The following is a 21,787-nucleotide window of genomic DNA, read 5'->3' as shown; positions in this document are numbered from 1 at the left end:
GATATGCCGTCGGTAGACGGAACCGGAAAAATCGGAAAAGAGGGGGAGGAAAAACTTTTTTTTAAAAAAAATTTATGTGAAAACCGGAATGGAATTACTAAATTCGGTCGATATGGACAACTCAACATCAAGATAAATAACGGACCGGAATCTCCCAGGGCCCAATAGGTCATAGCGATGCAAGAACAGATGCAGCTTGAAGATTCGATTTCTACCTATTAGGAGGCATGTCATTCCATAGAACGGAGATGGAAGGACAAGAATCGATAGAAGGAAGCCATCGCAAACCTTGGAGAATCAAAGATGATTTGATATCCAACATTTGAACAAATGCCGGCGAAGTTACGGCCAACATTGTAATGTCCAAAAGTAGTCAGAATGTTTCTGTCTAGACAGAAACACGCGGAAGTTAGCTATTTACAGAATCAATAACGCTGGCTAAAATGAGCTTACTGATGCATCAGTTTGGCAATAAATCCTACTTAACCTATTTGAATTATAATTTTACTTGGAAGTTAAACTCTAAAAAATGGCAAAGGTGGTTTCTATGAGAAAACAACGATATTCCGGTTTGTTATGGTTAGGGTTATTGTCGTTATTCTTGATATTGTCTGCTTGCTCCTCCGGATCTGCTAACAAGGAGACGGCCGCATCGCCGCCGACAACTCCAGAAGCGAACGCATCCAGTGAGCCGGCTGAGCAAGGTACGGAGGGCCATTTGCTCGAAGAACCCTTTGCGGCAACCGATTTAAACAAGCTACCGGACAGAGCGAAGCAGCGCAATGATGCCATTATCGTCACTCTGGTGAATCCGAGCGGGGCATTCACACCATATTTCACCCAAGTGGGTTATGACGGTAATGTAAACTCTGTTCTGTACACTCCGCTTATCCGCGTCGATACCGATGGTTTACCGGTTCCTGGTCTCGCGGAGAAATGGGAAATTTCCGAGGATAAGCTGACGTATACGTATCATCTTCGGGAAGGGCTGAAATACAGCGATGGTTCCCCCATGACAACCGAGGACGTGGAATTTACATGGACCTTGCTTCATGATCCGTCGTATGACGGTCTCAACAGCGTGGTGGAGGCGAAGATCAAGGGAGGTCAAGCCTACAAGGACGGAAAAGCGGATTCCATTGAAGGCATTCAAATTATCGACGAGCGAACGATTTCCGTGACGCTGGAAGAGACCAACGCAACGGCGTTGACGGTGCTTGGCGGACCGATATTGTCCAAGGCGTACTACGGCAAGGATTATCAGTTCGGCAACCTGGACTATATTAAGAACCTGCACGCCAATCCGATCACGAACGGCCCTTACAAGCTGGAGAAGTTCATTCCGGGCCAAGAAGTGCGTTTTGTTGCCAATGAACACTACGTGTTAGGTAAACCGGAGACCGAATACTTCATCTACAAGACGACGGAAGGCGACACTTGGCAGTTTATCGAAACCGGAGAAGTCGACTATGGCAGCTTCTCGGCTACGACGGATAACATCGAGAAACTGAAAGCCCTTGGTTTCCTGAACCTGATTCCGTCCACGGCCAGCAACTACGGCTATAATCAATTCAATCTGGAGAGGGATCCATTGAAAGACAAGCGGGTTCGCCAAGCCTTGACTTACGGCCTGAATCGTCAGCTGATTTACGTGGATTCCAGGCAAGGGGCAGCGTCGATCGCCAACATCCCATCATCTCCGATCCTGTGGTCCTATACCGAGGAGGATATCAACCCGTATCCGTATGATCCGGAAAAAGCAAAACAACTGCTGGATGAAGCGGGCTGGACGGTCGGCGCAGACGGCATTCGGGAGAAGGAAGGGGTCAAGCTTCGTATCAACTATCTGGGATCAAAGAGCCCGAATACCGATATTTTCATTGCCGTTGCCAAAGAGAACTATCAAGAACTCGGGGTTGATTTCGTGCCTGAGCAATTCCCGGACTTTAACACACTCGTATCCAAGGTCAACAGCGGTGATTATGACATGGCTTCGTTCTCGACGACGATTATCAGCGATCCTTCGCAAGGGGTGGAGCGGTTCATCAAAGGCGAAACGAAGGGCTACGACAATCCGCGCATCGAAGAGCTCTACGCCCAGGGTCTTGCCACGGACGACGTCGAAGAACGCAAAGCGATTTACCACGAAATGTTCAAAATATTGAATGACGAATTACCGATCATGTTTACCAACTATACCAAATCGGTCATCGCGATCAACGGGCGCATCGACGGTTTCGAATTGAACCCGCTGGCGGGAATCGCATACAGCTTGCCGGGATGGAATCTGCAATAAGCCAGCTGGCAGCTGGAGGGAAGATTAGACTGCTCTATCAAAGAAGACATCTCCTGCCTGAACCCATCAGGCAAGGAGATGACTAATGAAGGAGAGAACATGAGAACCTATTTGCTCCGAAGATGCTTGTACATGCTCTTGATATTAATTGGCGCATCCCTGTTAATCTTCTTCCTGTACTCCCTAACGCCAGGCGATTATGTCGATAACAACTTGAGTTTGAGCGAGGAGCGCAAGGCGGAACTCAGGGAAATCCACGGGTTGAACAAACCTGTCATCGAACGATACGTTAATTGGATGGCCAACATTTTCACAGGCGATTTCGGCTATTCTCTGGCTCAGCAGCGCCCCGTCCTCGACCTGTTTCAGGATTACATATGGAACTCCTTTGTGCTGGCGGTGGTATCCACGTTCTTCACCTGGTTCATCGCGGTCGTCGTGGGCGTTATTACGGCCTATAAGCAATATTCGCTGCTCGATACCCTGGTTATGATCGGCATCTTCGCCGCGATGTCGATTCCTTCGTTCTTCATCGGATTATTCCTGATCAAAGTATTCGCCGTCGATTTAAAGATTCTCCCGCCAGGGGGAATGATTACGACGGGGAGCCGGGCCGAGGGCTGGGACTACGTTGTCGAGGTGCTGCACCATATGCTGCTTCCGGCCGCCGTTATGATATTGCTCGGCGTCGGGTCGCTCACCCGTTATTTCCGCAGCAACATGCTGGAGGTGATCCGGCAGGATTATGTCCGCACCGCCCGTGCGAAAGGGTTGAAAGAGAGAACGGTGCTGTACCGCCATGCATTGAAAAATGCGATGCTGCCCGCGATTACGTTGATCGGTTTCGAATTGCCGGGCCTTTTCGGCGGCTCCATCATCATTGAGAAGATTTTCAATTGGCCGGGCATCGGCCAGTTGTACATGCAATCCTTCACGGTGCGGGATTATCCGCTCCTTATGGGCTTTACGATGTTTTTGGCTATCTTGACGGTCGTCGGGACGCTCATATCCGATATCCTCTACCACACTTCCGATCCCCGGGTCAGGCTTTAAAGAAAGGAGGGACTACCTTGTCGATTCCAACGACGGCAAGTCAAGCCGGAAAAGCCGCCCGAAGAATGGATGTTCCAGACTCCCTGTGGAAGCAATCCACTCGGCAACTTAGGAAAAATAAGCTGGCCGTAGCCGGCTTCGCCTTTATCGTGTTGATGTTTGTCGCATGCTTTATCGGTCCGTTGTTCTCGCCGTATGCGGATGGCAAAATCAATCCTGCCATGATGCACAAGCCCCCAAGCGGCAAGCATTGGCTCGGAACGGACCTGCTCGGCCGCGACGTGCTGACCCGACTCTTGCAAGCAGGCCGAATATCGCTCACGGTCGGTCTTGCATCCATGGCGCTGTCTATGACGATCGGGACGGTTCTCGGCGTCATCTCGGGTTATTATCGTGGAGTAGTCGATCAGTTGATCATGCGAACAGCCGATTTGCTCTTCACGATTCCGGGTCTTCCAATTCTCTTTATCATGGGTGCGCTGATGTCGGATTGGAAGGTTCCGACCGACTATCGGCTGTATCTGGTCATGCTCATGCTCAGCATCATCGGATGGCCCGGCGTAGCTCGGCTCGTCCGCAGCCAAATGCTGACTTTGCGGGAACGAGAGTATATGCTGGCAGCCGACGTGCTTGGTCTCAGCGATAAACGGAAGCTGTTTCGCCATTTGCTGCCTAATGTCTTCCCGCTTCTGATTGTCATCGCCACGCTTAGCATCGGTGGAGCTATACTGTCGGAATCGGTCCTTAGCTTCTTCGGGCTGGGGGTCATGCCTCCAACGCCAACTTGGGGAAATATGATCGATGCGGCCAACAATGTCATCGATTTTGAGAAACGGCCCTGGCTGTGGATTCCACCAGGCTTGGCCATTTTTTTGACGGTCATTGCCATTAACATTTTCGGCGACGGATTGCGAGACGTACTTGATCCTAAACAGAATACAAGCAGGTGAACGGATGATGAATTCATTAATCGAGATCAATCACTTAAGCACTTATTTCGAATCCGGAACCGGAACGGTCAAAGCGGTGGATGATATCAGCTTCCGTATCCGCGAAGGCGAAACGGTATGCGTCGTGGGCGAATCCGGCTGCGGCAAGAGTATTACGGCCATGTCGATCATGGGACTGGTCGAAGGGCCGCACGGGAAGGTGGTGAACGGCAGGATCCAATTTGGGGACAAAGATCTACTGAAGATCAGCAAAGAAGAGATGCGCCGAATCCGGGGCAACGACATCTCGATCATTTTCCAAGAACCGATGTCCTCCCTGAACCCGGTCATTACCATCGGCAAGCAAATCATGGAGCCGCTCATGCTACATCGGCGAATGAACCAAAAACAAGCTTATGCCCGAGCGCTCGAATTGATCGAGCTGGTCGGTATTTCCCGAGGGGAACAAATCGCGGCTTCCTATCCCCATCAATTGTCGGGAGGCATGCTGCAGCGGATTATGATTGCAATTGCGATCTCGTGCGGCCCCAAGCTGTTAATCGCCGACGAACCGACGACCGCACTGGACGTTACCATCCAGGCGCAGGTGCTGGAAACGCTTAGGGAAAGCAAGGAGCAATCCAATATGTCAATGCTGTTGATCACGCATGATCTTGGCGTAGTGGCCGAGATGGCGGATTATGTCATCGTCATGTACGCGGGGAAAATCGTCGAGGAAGGAGACGTCGAGGAGATCTTCGACCATCCAAAACACCCGTACACGAAGGGATTGTTGAAATCGAAGCCAATCATCGGCCAGCGCTCGGAGCAGTTATACTCCATCCCTGGTCAGGTTCCCAATCCGCTTGAATTGACGGAATCCTGCTATTTTCATGATCGCTGTGAGAGCTGCATGCCCGTCTGCCGAACCCGGCAGCCGTCATTAAGAGAAGTGGAGCCCGGTCACAGGACGGCCTGTTGGTTGTATGAAGAGGAGGCGCGGCATGAGTGAAGCGTTGCTGGAAGTACGACATTTAAAAAAATATTTTCCCATCACCGCAGGGCTGCTTAACCGTACCGTCGGTCATGTCAAAGCGGTTGATGACATCAGCTTGAGTATACGGGCCGGAGAAACATTCGGCCTGGTCGGCGAATCCGGCAGCGGCAAAAGCACGGTCGGGCGCACGATTCTTCGGCTTCATGAGAAAACCAGCGGGGACATCCTTTATAAAGGAATCCCGTTTCACGAGCTTCCCAAATCGGAGATGCGCAAACTTAGACCTAAAATGCAACTTATCTTTCAGGACCCCTACAGCTCGCTGAACCCGCGAATCCGCATCGGAGACGCCATCGGCGAAGCGCTGCTTGAGCACGGTTTGGCCGAAAAAGACGAGGTTCGCAATCAGGTATTGGATGTGCTGGAGGCTTGCGGCTTATCTGCCTATCACTACAATCGGTTTCCGCACGAGTTTTCGGGCGGCCAGCGGCAGCGGATCGGCATTGCCCGCGCTCTGGTGCTGAATCCCGATTTTATTATCGCCGATGAGCCGGTGTCTGCGCTTGATGTATCCATCCAGGCACAGATCATTAATTTGTTTCAAAGGCTTCAGCATAACCGCGGATTAACCTATTTGTTCATTTCGCATGATCTAAGCGTCGTGGAGCATTTGTGCAATCGCATCGGGGTGATGTATCTTGGTTCCATGATGGAAATGGCTTCGCGTGACGAACTGTTCAGCCGTCCGCTGCATCCTTATACGCAAGCATTGCTATCGGCGATCCCTGTTCCGGTTCCGAGGCTGAAGCGGGAGAGAATCGTGCTTAAAGGGGATATTCCAAGTCCGGCCCATCCGCCTTCCGGCTGCAAGTTCCATACACGCTGCCCATATGCCTTGGAGCAGTGCAGGGAGGTCGTGCCCGAGCTCCGAAACGTGGGGGACGATCATTACGTGGCTTGTCATCTCGTTTGAAGCGGCACGCCATTTTCAGATCATTTTATAACACATTGAGGATATGCCTGGGGACTGTGTCGTCCGCTGCCAAATGTTGTACAATATGAACGAGACAGTTGCTGAATTAACGGCATTCAGTCCGTCATAACAGGTCAAAGAAGGAGTGCAACTTGTTGTCCTATCAATTGGAATTATCGTTCAGTCCCGTCAACGAACTGATCAACAGCCTCCATACGTATCTTTGCAAAAGCTGGCACAAACGGATTGATCTTGGTCCTGACTGGACTCAGAATGTACATGCATCCTTGTCTTCAGAATTCGCCGATCAACTGGAACAGACGGGAATCGATTTGGAATGGAAGCTGCTTCATCTTCTGGCCTATGTGTCCCCGAACAAGAATAGCGTCGAAGATTTTCTATCCTGGCTGCAAAAACTCACGTTGGGTGAACTTTATGCCGTGCTGTCGCCGTATGTCCAGACGTTTCCCGAAGATTTCGGCGCGGTACGAAACCGGCAGCATCGGATGCTGTCTGAATGGAATGAAGTCTATTTTAAACATATCGACCCGGGGATCGTCACGGCTTTGCGTGCCGAAGCGGAAGAGAAGACGGGATGGGGTGGATTTGAAGCTTACGAGAAGGCGGCAGCCTTGACGAACGGGTTTTGTTTCGAGCCGGTGAACGGGCTGGAGAAGCTGGTTCTGATTCCGCACTACCATTTTCAGCCCGGCAATATCTTTTATTCGTACGGAAGCCTAACCCTCTGCCATTATGCCTCCAGAATCTGGCCGCATTCCGAGGAAGAGGATGAGCCGTCGCTTCAATTATACCGGCTGCTCCGCAGCCTGAGCGAGAAGAGTCGTTTGCGAATCCTGCACTTTTTGCGCAGCGAACCGCGCACTTTTATCGAAGTGGTTCGTCATCTCGGCATATCCAAAGGCATAACGCATGACCATATTTTCAATTTGCGCTGCGCGGGGCTGCTCAATGTTCATGTCGTCGGGGAGACGGTATCGACCTATAGTTTAAGAGTGGAACGAATTCAACAAATCGAACAGGGGCTCTTCGATTATTTGGGAATGAACCCTAGCCTATTATCCAATCGAGTTAATGAAATAGTATCACCGAGCAACGAGTGTTGACCGAATCGTCGGAGACACAGCTTTAAGCAGAGATGCTGCTTAGCTGTGTCTTTTTTCGTTAAAATCATTGATATTTTAAAGGAGCGAGATACGATGACTACATTAAATGAATATTTAGCGCAAAAGAAAGCGGCGGCGGAGTCCCTGCGTTCTCAAGCGGAGCAAGACCCCAAGCCGAATACTTATTCGGCCAAGGTACAGGCGAAAGGCCGCAGCGGCGTTCGTGAAATACGCATACGCGACTTCCAAATCATCAGCGACAGTCCCGAGAATTATGCCGGATATAGCCTCGGTCCATCATCACCAGAAATTCAGCTTGGCGTACTAGGCAGCTGCCTGACTCATATTACATTGATTCAGGCAGCGGAACGGGGCGTATCGCTGGAATCCCTTGAAGTCGAAGTCACGGGTCAATTGCACCCGCTTGCCGGCAAACCGGGATACGAGGATATTCCTATCTATCCGCATAATATCGAATATAACATTTACATCGTATCCGAAGAATCCGCTGAAACCATCGCCGATCTTCATAAAGCGGTTGAACGCGTATGTCCGATTTACAACCTGTTGAAATATCCGCAATCGATCTCCGGTGAAGTGGTGCATCGATCGCCTGCCGGACAGCCAGAGGGTTCTTCCCTCTAGAAATGAATGAAATTCCGCCTAACCGACAGCGGTATGAAGCTACTTGGAACCAGGTGCTAAAGCTAACGCCGTGGACGGTGCTCTGCGGCGGAATCGCTTGGTTGAATGCTCGCCACTTGAACATTCACACGCTTGGGGAAGGGATCGCAACCGGCATGGGCGCGGCTGTGCAGCGACAACGCCTATGGCTGCTTCTCATTGCCGTGGGACTTGCCGGATCATCGGTCGCTCTGGTCGGAGCCGTGGGGTTTATCGGCCTGATTGGACCGCATATAGCTAAAAGGATAAGCCGTCACGATACGATTCGTGGCGGCTTATTCGTGCGAATAACATAGTTCAACTCACAGTATAATTCTATGATATGGTATTCTACTTACGAATCAAATCCGGACAAGAAACCGTTCGAATCGGTTAAGGAGGATCGTATGAACATTACCGGTATACAATCTGACTGGAAAGTGGAAAAAATCGAATTCGCCAAGTTAACGGGTGAACGAGCCAGAAGCGCGGGGGCCAATGGCAGAATCGGCGTTCATGGCAAAAGCTGCACAGTGGATATCGCCAGAATTACGATCGATGGACAAACAGGTTACGGTAGCTCGATTCATATGACACCGGAATGGGCCGAAGATGTAATAGGCCGCCGTTTGCTTGATTTATTCGATGACCGTGGCAGACTGCGGGAAGCGTATCGTTTGCAATTGGAATACCCTGTGCTCGATTGGTTAGGACAGAGACAAGGCAAACCAGTGTATGACTTAGTGTCCGGTGCCCACCTGGAAACGGGAGCCTCATTGGTTGTCCCCTGCTATGATACCTCTCTATACTTCGACGATTTGCATTTGGCCGATGAGAGGGCCGCGGTCGCGCTGATGCAGGAAGAAGCGATGCAAGGTTATGCGAAGGGCCAACGTCATTTTAAGATTAAGGTTGGCCGAGGCGGACGCCATATGCCGCTCTGGGAAGGGACGAAACGAGATATCGCAATCGTGCGCGGGATCTCGGAAGTGGCAGGTCCCGCAGGCAAGATCATGATCGATGCGAATAATGCCTATAATTTGAACTTAACCAAAGAGGTCTTGGCGGCTTTATCGGATGTGAATCTGTATTGGCTGGAAGAAGCGTTTCATGAGGATGAAGCCTTGTACGAGGACCTGAAGGAATGGCTCGGGCAACGTGGGCAGAATGTGCTTATCGCGGATGGGGAAGGGCTTGCCTCACCTCATCTTATTGAGTGGGCGACTCGCGGCCGTGTTGATGTACTGCAGTACGATATCATTTGGCCTGGTTTCACGCATTGGATGGAATTAGGCGAGAAGTTGGATGCCCATGGTTTGCGGTCTGCGCCTCATTGTTACGGCAATGCTTATGGCATTTACGCGTCGGGACATTTGTCTGCCGCGGTGCGAAACTTCGAATTTGTGGAATATGACGACATCACGATTGAAGGAATGGATGTATCAGGCTATCGAATCGAAAACGGAGAGATTCATGTTCCGGCCACGCCGGGTTTCGGCATTGTCTTCGACGATGAACTTGTAACTTACCTTATAAACCGATCCGGCTGGTCCTGAGATCAGTTGAGTAATGGCAGCATGCAACTGAGCAAGCGAAGTGGATTCATAGCCGTGTTCCCAGAACAGAGAAAGTGGAGGGACTTTCTTATCTCATATGAAAATTAGCCGGAGGAACATTAGTATATAGGAACTATCGCCATGCCTTTAGCAGAACTAGTTCAATAGAAGACAAAAAGGCAGCCGTTCATAAAATCGGCTGCCTTTTTTCTACCAACGGCCAGGATTGTTGAACGTGTAATATCCGTGTCAAAGGAAATGCAATTGACAAACCAACTACTACGTGTTACTTTATAGAAGTAGTAAGTAACACTTCATACCAGTGCTACAGAATAGCCAGGGGTAATTGGCTGGAAAACCTAACGGAATTGCTCAAAGGGATGCTTGAAGGTGTGTCCTTGGAATTATATGCTGCATTGAAACCTACGGCTACGAAATCACGCGGCGACTGAACTTCCGTGTTGTGGAGGGAAGGCTGTACGTGGAGTGCGCGGAGCTGAAAAGGTTCTGGGAAACATGGGAGTTCGTATCATCAACAATTAACGAGTTAAAGGAGAATTAATCATGAATTTTTGGGAAAAAATCACCGGCAGCGACATGACTAAAGAATTTAAAACTTTTGAATCACGAGCCAAGAAGCTGCCGGCTGATTATCAAGCTGCATGGAATGAAATTAATGCCAATCTTTGGCCGCACTCCGATTTCACCGGTCGCAACCTCATGCCAATTCTTGACGGCGTGCTTGGCTTGCTCGAAGAATCGGCGGCGGAAGGTCAGAATGTCCAAGAGGTTTTGGGTAACGATATCAAAGGTTTCTGTTCAGCGCTGGCCGGCGAAGAAGGAGCAAAGTCTTTTCGTGACAAGTGGCGCGAGCAGCTCAACAATAATATCGCTAAAAAATTAGGTGAATAGGAGGATAACATGAGAATACAAGATATCATCGAAGGCAAAAAAGAGTGGCGAGCGCATGTGGCGCGTGTCAAAGCACTCCCGAAAGATTATCAGATTGTTTATAAAGAGATTCAAAAATATCTCTTTAAGGTCGGCCCTGTTGAACTAACCGACGGGACGGGTTTGCTCTCGGGGATTATCGATCTTTTTGAAGAGGGCGCGGCCGTGGGAAAAGGCGTGCTCGAAGTAACGGGCAGTGACGTAGCGGCTTTCTGCGACGATCTTATCAAAGATTCAAAAACTTACGCTGATATCTATCAAGAATCATTTGACCAAAGCAAGGCCATAAAAAAGATTACGGATAAAACAAAGTAAAAGTGGGATATAGGTGACTTTGAGATTCGAATGATAGTCGGCTTTATTTGTTAGACGTATATAAGGGAGCTGGCCAATGCTAGTTCCTTTCGCTTTTTGTCCCTTCCTAAGTCCCGTCGTCTTACTGGCAAAAAGATCGTCCATATGATTTTCGGCAGGGAGGTGTACCCGTAGGGACGCGGTCTGGAAACTTGCCTGACTAAGTGATTGCGGGGAATCTGACACCCTTTGAGTTCATGGTTTTCTAGTCTTTTTGAGTAGAGGCATGGTTTTTCATTTTCCAAGACAAGGCATGGTAAGATGAAGGGAGGGGGATTTAAGATGACTAGAACATTAGGATACACAGAATTTGTACCGCTAAATTTGAAAGCTGTATTTACGAGTGTAGATTTAAGCGCAAAGAAAGTAACTACTAATATCATCTATCAAGATCAGACAATTGCTACCTTCATTTTTAGCTTACCTGAAAATATAATTTTAGAAAGAGGAGATATTAATAGCATAGGAGGCTTACAAGAACTTGATATTGATGAAGAGTATGTAGTTTGGAGACTTAAACCAATATGGCACTCGTTATTGGAACATGAGATTTCCGAGCCCGATGATTTTCTTGTTTAGTTATCAAGATCAACAAAACACGAAGCAGTAGAGCCTTCTATTGTTTGAAACAAAATAATTGTAGGTGTCGAGGGATAAGAACACCCATTGTAAGTCGCTATATTAGCGGCTTTTTTTATCGTTACAAGTTCTCGTCCCGATCGCCGATAAGGAGTTCCTTTTTACCGATTAGACTAATACCATTTTTTTCGGCAGTTATTTCCTAACTCTTACGAGTTAAGTGGTGTAGCATATAATTGAAACCGTTTTAAATGGAACTTATAACTTGTGCCCTGCGTCATATTATTTAGAACAAACGGAAGGAATGGGAGGTTATACGTTGTCGCTAACGCTGCCCGCACTTCATGTCATGGGGGATATCACTGTTAACAAGGGATCCGTTCTGGGGGTGCGAACGATTGATGATTTCGAATTGGTATTCTTTCCGACGGGGTCCCGTACCGTTTACGAAAACGACCGGGGCGAATTTCTGCTGGATCGGCCCGGCATTGTATTCACCTGTCCCGGAGAGCCGCATAGGTACCGGTTTGATCCGCTCGTTCCCACCAGGCATTTATATGTCCACTTCGAATATACAGCATTCCGGGAAACCTTCTGCAGACAGGACGATAGCCGAGGGGAATGCCAGGACTGGTCGGTGATTGCCGGGGGAAGTCTTGTTCCCTCCCTATTGAAACAAATGCTCAAAATTGTGCATGTAAAACCCCGCGGCTGGCAGAGAAGAGGAGCCATTTTGCTATTGAGCGTTCTGGAGGAATGGCAGGCGATCGATGAAGACGATTCGCGCTCTTCCATGAACCTGCCTGCCCCGATTATCAAGGCATTGGATTATATGGAACAACATCTTCATCACCAAATTACCATTGAAGAGATTGCGGGCAGTTCCGGCTGGACTCATGAGCACTTTACCCGAATGTTTGTCCGCTGGATTGGGATCCCTCCCCAGAAGGCTTTGCTGGAACGCCGTCTACGGAGAGCGGAACAGCTATTAATCCAAGCGGAGCGAACGATCAAACAAATCGCTTACGATGTCGGGTTTGCCGATGAGCACTATTTCTCCCGCATGTTCAAACGGACACGTGGTGTCACTGCCGTGGAATTCCGCGATCGTTTTGCGGATCCGTTATTTCGTCATTTGGCCATGACTGAAGAGGAGGAGTCCGCTTATCCCTTGAACCGGCATTTTGTCGCTCTGAATCAGGAACGGACATGATAACGGATATCAAATCAGTCCACCGTTTTCCGTGTCCTCTCCATTGAGAACGCTTTCGAAATCCTTCACACTTAAGGTAATCAATTCATGTGGAGGGATCAGCATGGGGCAGACTTATGTACCTAAGGCCAAACTAAGAGAAGGCCGTTATTATGTAACGGTAGAGCAATACAAGCACTATCACAGAGATGGTTTCCTTATTGTTGAAGGACTGTTGGATCCGAAAGAAATAGAGCATTATGCAGCTTGGGCAGAGAGACTGCGTATTGAACATGAGGGGAAACGTCAAGAGGCATCTACGGAAGATAAGGACCCTCTCAAATCGGAGTTTGCCGAGAAAACGAGGGTTCATATGATCTCCCGCGTCCATCCGGAAGGGGAGCAATTGATGCTTCATCCCCGGATTTTGGATGTGCTTGAGGCGCTTATCGGGCCCGATGTCTATGCTCTGCAATCGATGATGTTCTTTAACCCGCCGGGAAAAGGGGGGCAAGGTTGGCATCAGGATGCATATTACATCAAGACCCATCCCGACACACTAATCGGAGCCTGGATTGCCCTGGAGGATGCCGATGAAGAGAATGGGTGTTTGTGGGTCGTTCCCGGTTCCAATCACGAACCGATTTACCCACCGCCAGGGGATAACGGCGGCAGTGTTCATGCTAAAGAAGCATTCACCGATCTCCATTCCGTGGAGAATGTCAGTCACCTTGACGATGAGGTCAACACGTTATCCAAAGTGGTGTCCAATTATCCGGCCCCCATTCCAGTGCGAATGAAGCCTGGAGATGTGCTGTTCTTTGATTCCCATTTGTTCCACCGTTCATATCGGAACCGAACGAAGGACCGTTATCGCCGCTCCTATGTGTGCCATTATTGTAACGCTCGGTCGTTCGTTCCGTGGGACCATGACGGTTATGAAGGCGAAAGCGGGAATTACCGCCAGATTTTGGCCCGCGGCCGGACGCATCTTGCTTATGCGGAACCGATATTTGATACCCCGGTAGATATTACGCAGCACGATGAGATACCCGAATCATCCAGCGTGACGTTGATGGGCATGGATGACGGCATGATGCTGCCTGTCGTACAGGTGAAAAAAGAACAGGACTAGAGGTGAAAATTGCATAAGAGGAAAAGTCCCTCAGTTCAATGCTTGAACTGAGGGACTCATTGTTTTATTGCACTGACTGCTTGATAGGTGGAGCAGTCAGTAGACGAATAAGATAACAGGTGCTTCCCCAAAACCCTTTTTAGTTTCGATGATTGACTTGATGATATCCCTATTGTAAAATTTTGTTATATTAATATCGGGTAATACACGTACTCAAAAGTAAGGGGGATGATTGATCCATGATTCATCAGCGCGAATGTCCAGTCGAAACACTCCTGCATGTTTTAAGCGGCAAATGGAAGCCTTTGATTTTATGGCATTTGATTGAATCCACAAAGCGATTCAACGATCTGGAAAAGCTTATACCTGATGTTTCACAAAAAATGCTTTCCCAACATCTCCGAGATTTGGAACGCGAAGGCATAGTCGACCGAACGGTCTACCCTGCTATCCCTCCAAAAGTTGAATATTCCCTTAGTGAATACGGCAGAACATTGATTCCTGTAGCAGAAGTCATGTGTGCTTGGGGAGAAAATCATAATAAGCGGAAGTATGAAGAGTCAGCGTCATAAAGCTGATTTAAAGAAATCGAATCTAATTCAATCAACCCATAACACAAGCTGCCACGGAATTCCGGGCAGCTTTTTTCGTCTACAGCCGCACAATCTGCCACAAGATTTTTCCTATCGTCCCGACCTCCGCGCACAATATGGGTTCTCTTTCTGTGAAGCTTACTTTTAAGTAAGTACCCTACTTTAAAGTGGGTTCTTAACATCTTTTTGAAGCGATGCTAAGCTTGAGTCAACCAAATATTGGAGCCGTTAAAGAGGAGGAAAGAACAATGAACATTATTGTTTTTGGAGCGACGGGGAATACGGGGAGAAGAGTGCTGGCACAAGGAATAAAAATGGGGCACAAAATGACCGCGTTTGTGCGGAATTCTGAGAAGCTATATGATCAACTAGGTGAACATTCCGCAAAGCATGTGAAGGTGATCGTGGACGATATGTTGAACCCAGTAAGCGTCAGCGAGGCGCTTGCGCATCAAGACGCTGCTATTATTGCGGCCGGACATGCGGGACAGGGAGAAGAGTTTGTTCGTATCGTCGATAACATCATAAGCCGATGTGAATTGGAGCCTAGTTTCTCTGGGCGGGTATGGGTCATGGGAGGAGCCGGTTTGCTGGATATTCCATATACCGATCTGATCGGCAACCATTTACCCGGCTTCCCGCCCGAGTATAAAAATCACAACCTGAATTTCGAAAGGCTGCAACGGACTGGGCTCGATTGGTCCATGATGTGTCCGGGAACCATGATGGATTCAAGAGAGCATCCAGATCCGGTTCAGCTACATGTAACAGCGGAAACCTTGCCCGTTCCGATGTCGGAGATGATCAAGGAATTTTCCGAGGCAGAAATTGCCGGTCATTTGTTCAGCCGATTTCAAGAACTCAATGTTGCTTATGACGATGTTGTAATGTGTATGCTCAACCATCTTGAGCTCGGAGGAGCATTTAAAAGGAAAAGGGTCGGGCTAGCCTATCAAAGCAAGATTTCGGTGCGCTGAGGAGAAGAGGGAGTATGGGTTTGTTTGGATTACTGCTTGTTTTTCATATATTGGCTTCGATCGCCATCATTGGCCCCGCTTTCGTAATGCCCTTCATTCGAAGATCCGCTAGAACCGTCGGCCAGCTGCACTTTACTTTTGGTATAACGACCAAACTTGCCATCATACCTAAAATGGGCGGCATTCTACTTATTGTAACCGGGGTTTGGCTTATGATCATAACCAAGATGGGGATATCCCAAATGTGGTTGAATGTGTCCATCCTTTTATCGCTCCTCATGATCGTCCTAATCGACGGATGGATCGAGCCCCGTTTGAAAAAGATCATCAAGCTCATATCTGAAAATCAAGACCAGAGTAATGAAATACCCGCCGAGTTCGGACTGCTGATCAAAAAGATCGTCCCCATCGAGACGGCAGCACAGCTGATGATGATTGCCATATTGGTGCTTATGGTCTTAAAACCTTTTTAAGGAGCCGATGGAGCATCTTAACTTACTTTTATAGCCACATGATTTTGGTGATATAATTAGGAAAGTGCTGGGTTATGAGAAAAGGCGGTCATTGAAATTGGGATTTTAAAAAGCGGGTTATGGTCTAGACCAATTGAGTTCTTGGATAGATGAACCGCCTAAGGACCGCGAGGCTGTGTATGAGTTGTTTAAGTTTGAGGGGGAGTGGGCGGGTGCCAACTTTTTAAATGAAGCCAAAATTCACTGACAATCTGACGAAAGATAAGGGAATGATAGCCAAGAAACGGCAGCCGATCCAGCTGCCGTTTTCTGAACTAAAGAACACCATTTGTTCCGTTAACGAGCTGCGCCAGGGACATAGCAAATGATTTTGGAGGTCTTAATGAGAGAAGCGAAGGTTCTAACAAAAGCAAAGAATAAGGCAAGAGAAATTAAACGAAATGTTTTTGTTTTGTTCCTGGCCTATAAAGATCCAAGAGTACCTTGGTACGCAAAGTTGTTTGCGGTGTTAGTGGTTGCCTATGCTTTCAGTCCGATCGATTTGATACCGGATTTCATACCCGTTTTAGGTTATCTTGATGATTTGATTATCGTGCCTTTAGGAATTACGATCGCCCTTAAAATGATTCCACAATCGGTTATTGAAGAATGTAGAGCTAAAGCGGAGGAGATCAGGAAGCAGGGAAAACCGAAAAACTGGGTGACCGGTGCGTTATTCATTTTGATATGGGTATTAATCGCCGTATGGGTCGGAAGCATCTGCTATAAATTATTTACTTAAGGTAGGTTATAACTGCTCTCAATTGCATCTTTTCATCTCTTAATCAGCTCACTGTTTACGGATTACAGCAAAGTGCTCACTTGCTATTTATTGTGCTTCCGAGATACCAATAAAAGTCGCTATTTTAGCGGCTTTTTTTGTTTTGTCCGTACAAGATCTAGTCCCTAGCCGAGGACAAAAGCGGGTGTCGATTACCAATAAACTTTGTTCATGCTCCGTTCATATTGCATTCATTGAGAGGACATCTTGGTTGGCTAGACTTGCATTAGTGGACCCCATGGCCAATGTACAGATAAACAAGAAGGAGCTGAAAAGTTTGACACAACCAGCAGGAAAGGAAGTAAGGAATAGTACAAAAACAAAGAGAGTACTACATATTTTGCTTAAAATAATCGTCGCAGTAGTTATAGCCATCCTGCTTTTTATCGCCACCGTGTATACCGTAAATAAAATCAGCAGTCATGCAGAACAAAAAAGAATGGAGCCATACGGTCAGCGTATAGCTGTAGATGGAAAACAGATGAATGTTTTCATTCAAGGTCAAGGTGAAGAAACCATTGTGATTCTTCCCGGTTATGGAACAGCGGCACCTGCACTTGATTTTAAGCCGCTCATATCAGAGTTAATCCCTTATTATAAAGTCGTCGTGATTGAACCTTTTGGTTACGGTTTGAGCGATCGAACCCAGAAGGAGCGCAGTACAGCAAATATCGCAAGTGAAATTCACGAAGCGTTACAAAGTCTCCAGATCAATCGTTATATCCTCATGGCTCATTCCATTTCGGGGCTCTATAGTCTGGATTACGTGAACCAATATCCAGATGAAGTGCGTGCGTTTATCGGGCTGGATAGCAGCGTTCCGTCTCTGAGCGAACAGAAGATTGATTCGTCAGACACAGAACCGGTTAAATGGTTCCGCAACTTGGGCTTCGCCCGGTTACAATTGAAACTAAGCGCTGACCCTTATGAAGGACTGCCGTATGATCAACAAACCAAAGAACAATTGAACATTATGATACGCAAAAACATGTATAACAACACGCAATTAAATGAGGCAGTGAGCATGTATTCCAACTTTAAAGCAGCAGAACAGCTGGATTTTCCTCCCGATTTACCTATTCTTTTCTTGGTTCAAGCGAATCACCCTGTGACGGACCGATGGATCCCCGAGCATGAGAAGCAATTAGAGGAATCTGTACATGGAGAAATGGTTTTATTGGACGCGGGACATTATTTATATCGTTCTCATCCAAAAGAAATCTCGGACAAAATTAGGGATTTTACGGGCGGGATAAAATAATTAGATCCCATTATGGCGTAGATCGATTGCATTACCAAAAATGAACTGGATCGAGTTGAATGAAAGGGAGCAGATTGCGCCAGCAGCTGCTCCCTTTTTCAAATGAAGAAACGGGCAGGAAGAGGTAATAAATGAATATATCTATAATCGGCATATCCTCGTTGTCTTCTATTCAAATATGATGTTTATGTATTACGGTTAGAAATCGATCGTAGCCCGTGCATAAGTCTCTCTATGAATACATAACTAGGAGTGATAGAAATGAACATAAGAACATTGCGTTCAGACCATATTTATCAAAAAGTTGCCCAAGCTTCGCCCGAGGAAAAAGTTGAATTATTCAGAAACGAAATGATGGCCCCCTTTATGAAACAATGGCAAATTCAACAGATCCCTTTTCGAGCGGAAGAGTCGAACGGTTTTGACGTTATTACGTTTAATAGCATAATGCATCGATCTCCTGATCAGATTACCCCGCAGATTTCACATGAGATAGAGTTGATTTCGTCAGATTCTTTTTGGTTAGAATGTGAGCACGCAGTAAGGAAAAGCCTCCAACTATTTATGGAACATGAAATAAACCTCCCTGTTTCTGATTATTTATTTACTATTCAACTAGGGAACCCGGAAAGCCGTGCCTTAACCATTAACGAAGGTTATAGCGGTTTTGGGGGCATTCCCGGGTATATCTGGGGTACAATCTTGCCAAATGCGTACACGATTCCTCGAATGAAGGCTGCACTCGCGCACGAATGCAACCATAATGTGCGATATCAATTTATTCAGTGGGATCACACCGTTCATTTGGGCGAGCTCATTGTAAGTGAAGGATTAGCCGAAAATTACGCTACGTTCATGTTTGGAGAAGAATTGCTCGGTCCTTGGGTAACGAAAACAGACGCAGAAACACTGAACAGGCGCATAAAGCCTGTGCTTAAAGAGCAATTGCATTTAACGGGTTTTGATAATATTGCTCCTTATCTTTACGGTGACGAGATCGCCAAACTTCAAAACTTTAAACCGGTCAACATGCCATATAGTGCTGGATACGCGTGCGGATATTATCTAATCCAATATTATTTAAGGAAAACAGGTAGAACGATTTTCGAGGCCACCATAATGCCTGCTTCTGAAATATTAGACGAAGTAAAAGAATTTTGGAATGAAGACACGGTGATTAGCTGTTAAGATCGCGTTCAAATAACAGAAACCATTTGGAACTTACATTGCCCACGTTTATGAAATTTCGGGCAGAGGGACAACGACATGCTCCCATTAAAAGCCGCTATTTTAGCGGCTTTTTTGCTTTGACAGGTACAAGTTGGTGTCCAGAGTCGCCTGTAAAGACGACTTTGTTCTGCTCGTGATTATCTATTTTCGTCGAGGTTGCTAGTCAACGACCGTAAACAAGGAGAACTTTTCTTTACTACTCAACACGCCAATCAACCTTTTTCAAGATCAATACGATGGAGAGCAGCGAGAAAAACAAGAGAACAAGCGTGTTCCAGGCAACAGAGCCGGACCAGCCAGATATCAATACCTCCCGCATGGCCTCAGCGGCGTAAGTGGTTGGGAAGATATAAGAGAGCCATTGCAAGATCATAGGCAATTGATCCATATCCACCATGACAGGCGTCAAAAACGAGATGAACATCATCAGCGCCTGGACCAGCATGTTGGTCAATTGATGGCTAGGTGACCAGAAGCCGATCAGTACACCCGCGCCAACCACGCTAAAAACGGTGAGCAGCAATACAGGGACAAGTCCCCAGCTGTAGTGAAATTGAATGCCGTAAGCAAGTTGACCAATCATCGCCAAGATAATAAAAGACGGTACGCACATGATCAAGCCGCGCAGCAGATTAGCGAAGATGAAGTTTACCTTGGCAATCGGCAGAGACGAATAGTACGTGAAATGGCCTTGATGCTTCTGCCAAGATATCTCTTGAGCCATGGAATTGAGTCCCATGACGATTAAGCCGAAAAGCATATTCCCCGTAATAATACGTGTCATGACAGCCGGCGTTGGGTCGACCGTAAAGAATTTGAGAAACAACAGCGTCGTTAACGGAAACATGCATGCCATGATGAAAATCCAAACCCATGCTTCGCGGATGATCGTAAATTGAATGCGGGCTAAGATCAGCCATTCCGTGATTCTGCGCTGGATTATGCTCTGCTGTTCGTGCCCTTGGAGAAAGACGGTTTCTTGCAGCTGCATGTCATGGCTTTGCATGGATGGTTTTATCTTTTCCATGTTTAGACCACCTCCTCTTTGGCAGGCTTATCCTGATCATCATCAATATGAAAATAGACATCTTCAAGATTCGGAGGGACCAACGAGTATTCTTCAATCGGTAATTGCTGCCCAGTCAGGCAGTCGATCGCGTAGCTGGCGTTTTGCTTCTCGATCAGTGTCCGGATTCGGTTTTCTCCCGTTTTGGTCCACTGCCCTAGAGCGCTTAAGCTTCGGCAAACATAATCGCTTTCGCCAAAGGAAGTCGTAATTTCCAGCTTCATCCGCTGGTCTACCCTTTGTTTTAAAACACTGACATGATCGATGGCCAATAGCTTGCCGTGATTTACGACAGCAACTCTATCCACGACCTGTTCGGCCTCCAGCACGTTGTGTGTTACCAAGATCACGGTTACTCCTTGACGATTGCGTTCCTGAATCAGATCCCATACGAGCCTTCTCTTTTTAGGATCTAGTTCATTGGTCGGTTCATCCAGGATCATGACGGGGGAAAAGCCGATCAAGCAAGTTCCGATCCCGATTAAACGCTTTTGTCCGCCGGAAACGTTCTTCAACAGCTTATGACGGAGGTCTTGCATACCAAAGCGTTCCAACAATTCCTCTGTTTGCTTTAAGGCGGATTCCGTCGTCAACCCACGCAATCTTCCTGTAAAATACAAGGCTTCCCAGGTTTTTAAACTGGTCAGGGCGTGAGGCTCTTGCGAGTAGTAGGCGACCTCCTGGGCAACTCGCTTTGTTTGTGTCTGCACGCTGGTTCCTTTATAGCGTACCGTACCTGAGGTGGGAGCAAGGTGGCCTACCATCTGCTTGATTAGCGTGGATTTGCCCGCTCCATTCGGACCGAGCAAACCGAGAATTTCCCCTTGTTGAACGTCGAAGCTTATGTTTTGATTGGCGACAACCTTTCCTTTTTTGTATGTTTTATTCACATGCTCTAATTGATAGATCAGCTTCATCATGCTTGCCCCTTTCAGTTTTCGAACTATGTTTTTGCTGCTGCGTGTTTAAATTCAAAGAGAATTCTTTGACTGTGTAACGGTATATCAACAGGCGTTAATACAACGATAACTTATTGCTCTGAGAAGAAGTGAGGGACGGCAGAATGGTTTTTGTCTCCGTCTGAGGACGGAGACGGCATGCCGTGCCCCAGTACCACACCATGACCCACGCGCCTCAAATCCCGACTGGGGATGTTCGGTTTGCTGTCCGATGTGCTGAAAGAGTGGATAAGGAGGCCGTTCCGGTGCGGATGCTGCTTCCAGGAGGGACGGACGGAAGGTGGTTTACGAGGCTCGGCATTGGATACAACTTTACAGCCTGTCCCTGTATATCCGACCCTGGACGGTGCGGCGGCATTGGCAAACTGGGAACACGACTTCTATGAAAAATCGGAAGCGCCTGCCTTTATGTATGAGATGATCAAGGCTAATCCACATGAATTTGTGTTACTCGGACTTTGATACATGACCAATATTGCAACGCTGTTTAACACATATCCCGATGCCACGGCTTATTTGTTTATCGGAAAGAATTATACTTACATGTATTTTACTTGTATACGAATGAAGGGATATGATAAGATGAGAGTGTATTGAAAGCGTTTA

The 21,787-nt window shown here is 47.5% G+C and carries 23 protein-coding genes and 1 pseudogene; 22 read left to right on the top strand and 2 right to left on the bottom strand.

Going from position 1 to position 21,787, the window contains the following annotated elements:
• Positions 1-547: 547 nt before the first annotated feature.
• From GYMC10_RS16730 to GYMC10_RS16635, 21 genes and pseudogenes are all read left to right on the top strand, one after another.
• Positions 548-2,296 carry an ABC transporter substrate-binding protein gene (locus tag GYMC10_RS16730; RefSeq protein ID WP_015735601.1) on the top strand — a complete coding sequence of 583 codons (1,749 nt, stop codon included), beginning with the start codon at positions 548-550 and terminating at the stop codon, positions 2,294-2,296.
• Positions 2,297-2,395: 99 nt separating this feature from the next.
• Positions 2,396-3,349 carry an ABC transporter permease gene (locus GYMC10_RS16725; protein ID WP_015735600.1) on the top strand — a complete coding sequence of 318 codons (954 nt, stop codon included), beginning with the start codon at positions 2,396-2,398 and terminating at the stop codon, positions 3,347-3,349.
• A 65-nt stretch (positions 3,350-3,414) separates the two neighbouring features.
• Positions 3,415-4,299 (top strand): oligopeptide ABC transporter permease, encoded by an 885-nt coding sequence (gene opp4C, locus GYMC10_RS16720; protein WP_228468988.1) that lies wholly within the window; start codon positions 3,415-3,417, stop codon positions 4,297-4,299.
• 7 nt (positions 4,300-4,306) lie between these two features.
• A complete protein-coding gene (locus GYMC10_RS16715) occupies positions 4,307-5,290 on the top strand; it encodes an ABC transporter ATP-binding protein (protein WP_041622006.1) in 984 nt (327 codons plus the stop codon).
• On the top strand, positions 5,283-6,248 hold the full coding sequence (locus tag GYMC10_RS16710) for an ABC transporter ATP-binding protein (protein ID WP_015735597.1): 966 nt from the start codon (positions 5,283-5,285) through the stop codon (positions 6,246-6,248). The genes GYMC10_RS16715 and GYMC10_RS16710 overlap by 8 nt, the downstream gene beginning before the upstream one ends.
• Before the next feature lie 155 nt (positions 6,249-6,403).
• On the top strand, positions 6,404-7,372 hold the full coding sequence (locus GYMC10_RS16705) for an ArsR/SmtB family transcription factor (RefSeq protein ID WP_041622005.1): 969 nt from the start codon (positions 6,404-6,406) through the stop codon (positions 7,370-7,372).
• Positions 7,373-7,465: 93 nt separating this feature from the next.
• Complete coding sequence (locus tag GYMC10_RS16700; protein ID WP_015735595.1) at positions 7,466-8,017, top strand: OsmC family protein; 552 nt, start codon at positions 7,466-7,468, stop codon at positions 8,015-8,017.
• Between the two features lie 2 nt (positions 8,018-8,019).
• Positions 8,020-8,352 (top strand): iron chelate uptake ABC transporter family permease subunit, encoded by a 333-nt coding sequence (locus GYMC10_RS16695; RefSeq protein ID WP_041622004.1) that lies wholly within the window; start codon positions 8,020-8,022, stop codon positions 8,350-8,352.
• A 90-nt stretch (positions 8,353-8,442) separates the two neighbouring features.
• On the top strand, positions 8,443-9,591 hold the full coding sequence (locus GYMC10_RS16690) for an enolase C-terminal domain-like protein (protein WP_015735594.1): 1,149 nt from the start codon (positions 8,443-8,445) through the stop codon (positions 9,589-9,591).
• A gap of 380 nt (positions 9,592-9,971) precedes the next feature.
• Positions 9,972-10,153, top strand: a pseudogene (locus GYMC10_RS33050) (hypothetical protein).
• 2 nt (positions 10,154-10,155) lie between these two features.
• Complete coding sequence (locus GYMC10_RS16685) at positions 10,156-10,503, top strand: DUF1048 domain-containing protein (protein ID WP_015735593.1); 348 nt, start codon at positions 10,156-10,158, stop codon at positions 10,501-10,503.
• Positions 10,504-10,512: 9 nt separating this feature from the next.
• The gene (locus GYMC10_RS16680) at positions 10,513-10,857 is read left to right on the top strand and encodes a DUF1048 domain-containing protein (protein WP_015735592.1); all 345 of its coding nucleotides are present in this window, start codon (positions 10,513-10,515) and stop codon (positions 10,855-10,857) included.
• A 321-nt stretch (positions 10,858-11,178) separates the two neighbouring features.
• Positions 11,179-11,475 (top strand): hypothetical protein, encoded by a 297-nt coding sequence (locus GYMC10_RS16675; protein WP_015735591.1) that lies wholly within the window; start codon positions 11,179-11,181, stop codon positions 11,473-11,475.
• A 319-nt stretch (positions 11,476-11,794) separates the two neighbouring features.
• The gene (locus GYMC10_RS16670; RefSeq protein ID WP_015735590.1) at positions 11,795-12,688 is read left to right on the top strand and encodes a helix-turn-helix domain-containing protein; all 894 of its coding nucleotides are present in this window, start codon (positions 11,795-11,797) and stop codon (positions 12,686-12,688) included.
• A gap of 103 nt (positions 12,689-12,791) precedes the next feature.
• Positions 12,792-13,802: a phytanoyl-CoA dioxygenase family protein gene (locus GYMC10_RS16665; RefSeq protein ID WP_015735589.1), complete on the top strand. Its 1,011-nt coding sequence runs from the start codon at positions 12,792-12,794 to the stop codon at positions 13,800-13,802.
• A gap of 239 nt (positions 13,803-14,041) precedes the next feature.
• Entirely contained in the window at positions 14,042-14,374 is a 333-nt protein-coding gene (locus GYMC10_RS16660; RefSeq protein ID WP_015735588.1) for a winged helix-turn-helix transcriptional regulator, read from the top strand.
• A gap of 269 nt (positions 14,375-14,643) precedes the next feature.
• Entirely contained in the window at positions 14,644-15,372 is a 729-nt protein-coding gene (locus tag GYMC10_RS16655) for an NAD(P)-dependent oxidoreductase (protein ID WP_015735587.1), read from the top strand.
• 14 nt (positions 15,373-15,386) lie between these two features.
• Positions 15,387-15,845 carry a DUF2269 family protein gene (locus tag GYMC10_RS16650; RefSeq protein WP_015735586.1) on the top strand — a complete coding sequence of 153 codons (459 nt, stop codon included), beginning with the start codon at positions 15,387-15,389 and terminating at the stop codon, positions 15,843-15,845.
• 382 nt (positions 15,846-16,227) lie between these two features.
• Positions 16,228-16,626, top strand: coding sequence for a YkvA family protein (locus tag GYMC10_RS16645; protein ID WP_015735585.1), 399 nt, complete (start codon positions 16,228-16,230; stop codon positions 16,624-16,626).
• 277 nt (positions 16,627-16,903) lie between these two features.
• Complete coding sequence (locus tag GYMC10_RS16640; RefSeq protein WP_083775433.1) at positions 16,904-17,926, top strand: alpha/beta fold hydrolase; 1,023 nt, start codon at positions 16,904-16,906, stop codon at positions 17,924-17,926.
• A gap of 261 nt (positions 17,927-18,187) precedes the next feature.
• Complete coding sequence (locus GYMC10_RS16635; protein ID WP_015735583.1) at positions 18,188-19,114, top strand: DUF2268 domain-containing protein; 927 nt, start codon at positions 18,188-18,190, stop codon at positions 19,112-19,114.
• Positions 19,115-19,352: 238 nt separating this feature from the next.
• Here the strand turns inward: GYMC10_RS16635 and GYMC10_RS16630 are convergent, their stop codons facing one another.
• Together GYMC10_RS16630 and GYMC10_RS16625 are read right to left on the bottom strand one after the other, a co-directional pair.
• A complete protein-coding gene (locus GYMC10_RS16630) occupies positions 19,353-20,183 on the bottom strand; it encodes an ABC transporter permease (RefSeq protein ID WP_015735582.1) in 831 nt (276 codons plus the stop codon).
• 2 nt (positions 20,184-20,185) lie between these two features.
• Positions 20,186-21,142, bottom strand: coding sequence for an ABC transporter ATP-binding protein (locus GYMC10_RS16625; protein WP_015735581.1), 957 nt, complete (start codon positions 21,140-21,142; stop codon positions 20,186-20,188).
• Positions 21,143-21,481: 339 nt separating this feature from the next.
• Here GYMC10_RS16625 and GYMC10_RS32570 point away from each other — a divergent pair, with 339 nt between their 5' ends.
• Positions 21,482-21,643, top strand: coding sequence for a hypothetical protein (locus GYMC10_RS32570; RefSeq protein ID WP_187292995.1), 162 nt, complete (start codon positions 21,482-21,484; stop codon positions 21,641-21,643).
• The last annotated feature ends 144 nt before the right edge of the window (positions 21,644-21,787 follow it).

Source organism: Paenibacillus sp. Y412MC10, assembly GCF_000024685.1.
Taxonomy (GTDB): domain Bacteria; phylum Bacillota; class Bacilli; order Paenibacillales; family Paenibacillaceae; genus Paenibacillus_AQ; species Paenibacillus_AQ lautus_A.
This window is presented reverse-complemented; position numbering and strand designations above follow the sequence as displayed.

Excerpts from the sequence above, each read along its gene's own strand:
- GYMC10_RS16730 (WP_015735601.1), top strand. The coding sequence starts at position 548 with ATGAGAAAACAACGATATTCCGGTTTGTTATGGTTAGGGTTATTGTCG.
- GYMC10_RS16725 (WP_015735600.1), top strand. The coding sequence starts at position 2,396 with ATGAGAACCTATTTGCTCCGAAGATGCTTGTACATGCTCTTGATATTA.
- opp4C (WP_228468988.1), top strand. The coding sequence starts at position 3,415 with ATGGATGTTCCAGACTCCCTGTGGAAGCAATCCACTCGGCAACTTAGG.
- GYMC10_RS16715 (WP_041622006.1), top strand. The coding sequence starts at position 4,307 with ATGAATTCATTAATCGAGATCAATCACTTAAGCACTTATTTCGAATCC.
- GYMC10_RS16710 (WP_015735597.1), top strand. The coding sequence starts at position 5,283 with ATGAGTGAAGCGTTGCTGGAAGTACGACATTTAAAAAAATATTTTCCC.
- GYMC10_RS16700 (WP_015735595.1), top strand. The coding sequence starts at position 7,466 with ATGACTACATTAAATGAATATTTAGCGCAAAAGAAAGCGGCGGCGGAG.
- GYMC10_RS16695 (WP_041622004.1), top strand. The coding sequence starts at position 8,020 with ATGAATGAAATTCCGCCTAACCGACAGCGGTATGAAGCTACTTGGAAC.
- GYMC10_RS16690 (WP_015735594.1), top strand. The coding sequence starts at position 8,443 with ATGAACATTACCGGTATACAATCTGACTGGAAAGTGGAAAAAATCGAA.
- GYMC10_RS16685 (WP_015735593.1), top strand. The coding sequence starts at position 10,156 with ATGAATTTTTGGGAAAAAATCACCGGCAGCGACATGACTAAAGAATTT.
- GYMC10_RS16680 (WP_015735592.1), top strand. The coding sequence starts at position 10,513 with ATGAGAATACAAGATATCATCGAAGGCAAAAAAGAGTGGCGAGCGCAT.
- GYMC10_RS16675 (WP_015735591.1), top strand. The coding sequence starts at position 11,179 with ATGACTAGAACATTAGGATACACAGAATTTGTACCGCTAAATTTGAAA.
- GYMC10_RS16665 (WP_015735589.1), top strand. The coding sequence starts at position 12,792 with ATGGGGCAGACTTATGTACCTAAGGCCAAACTAAGAGAAGGCCGTTAT.
- GYMC10_RS16660 (WP_015735588.1), top strand. The coding sequence starts at position 14,042 with ATGATTCATCAGCGCGAATGTCCAGTCGAAACACTCCTGCATGTTTTA.
- GYMC10_RS16655 (WP_015735587.1), top strand. The coding sequence starts at position 14,644 with ATGAACATTATTGTTTTTGGAGCGACGGGGAATACGGGGAGAAGAGTG.
- GYMC10_RS16650 (WP_015735586.1), top strand. The coding sequence starts at position 15,387 with ATGGGTTTGTTTGGATTACTGCTTGTTTTTCATATATTGGCTTCGATC.
- GYMC10_RS16645 (WP_015735585.1), top strand. The coding sequence starts at position 16,228 with ATGAGAGAAGCGAAGGTTCTAACAAAAGCAAAGAATAAGGCAAGAGAA.
- GYMC10_RS16640 (WP_083775433.1), top strand. The coding sequence starts at position 16,904 with ATGGCCAATGTACAGATAAACAAGAAGGAGCTGAAAAGTTTGACACAA.
- GYMC10_RS16635 (WP_015735583.1), top strand. The coding sequence starts at position 18,188 with ATGAACATAAGAACATTGCGTTCAGACCATATTTATCAAAAAGTTGCC.
- GYMC10_RS16630 (WP_015735582.1), bottom strand. The coding sequence starts at position 20,183 with ATGGAAAAGATAAAACCATCCATGCAAAGCCATGACATGCAGCTGCAA.
- GYMC10_RS16625 (WP_015735581.1), bottom strand. The coding sequence starts at position 21,142 with ATGATGAAGCTGATCTATCAATTAGAGCATGTGAATAAAACATACAAA.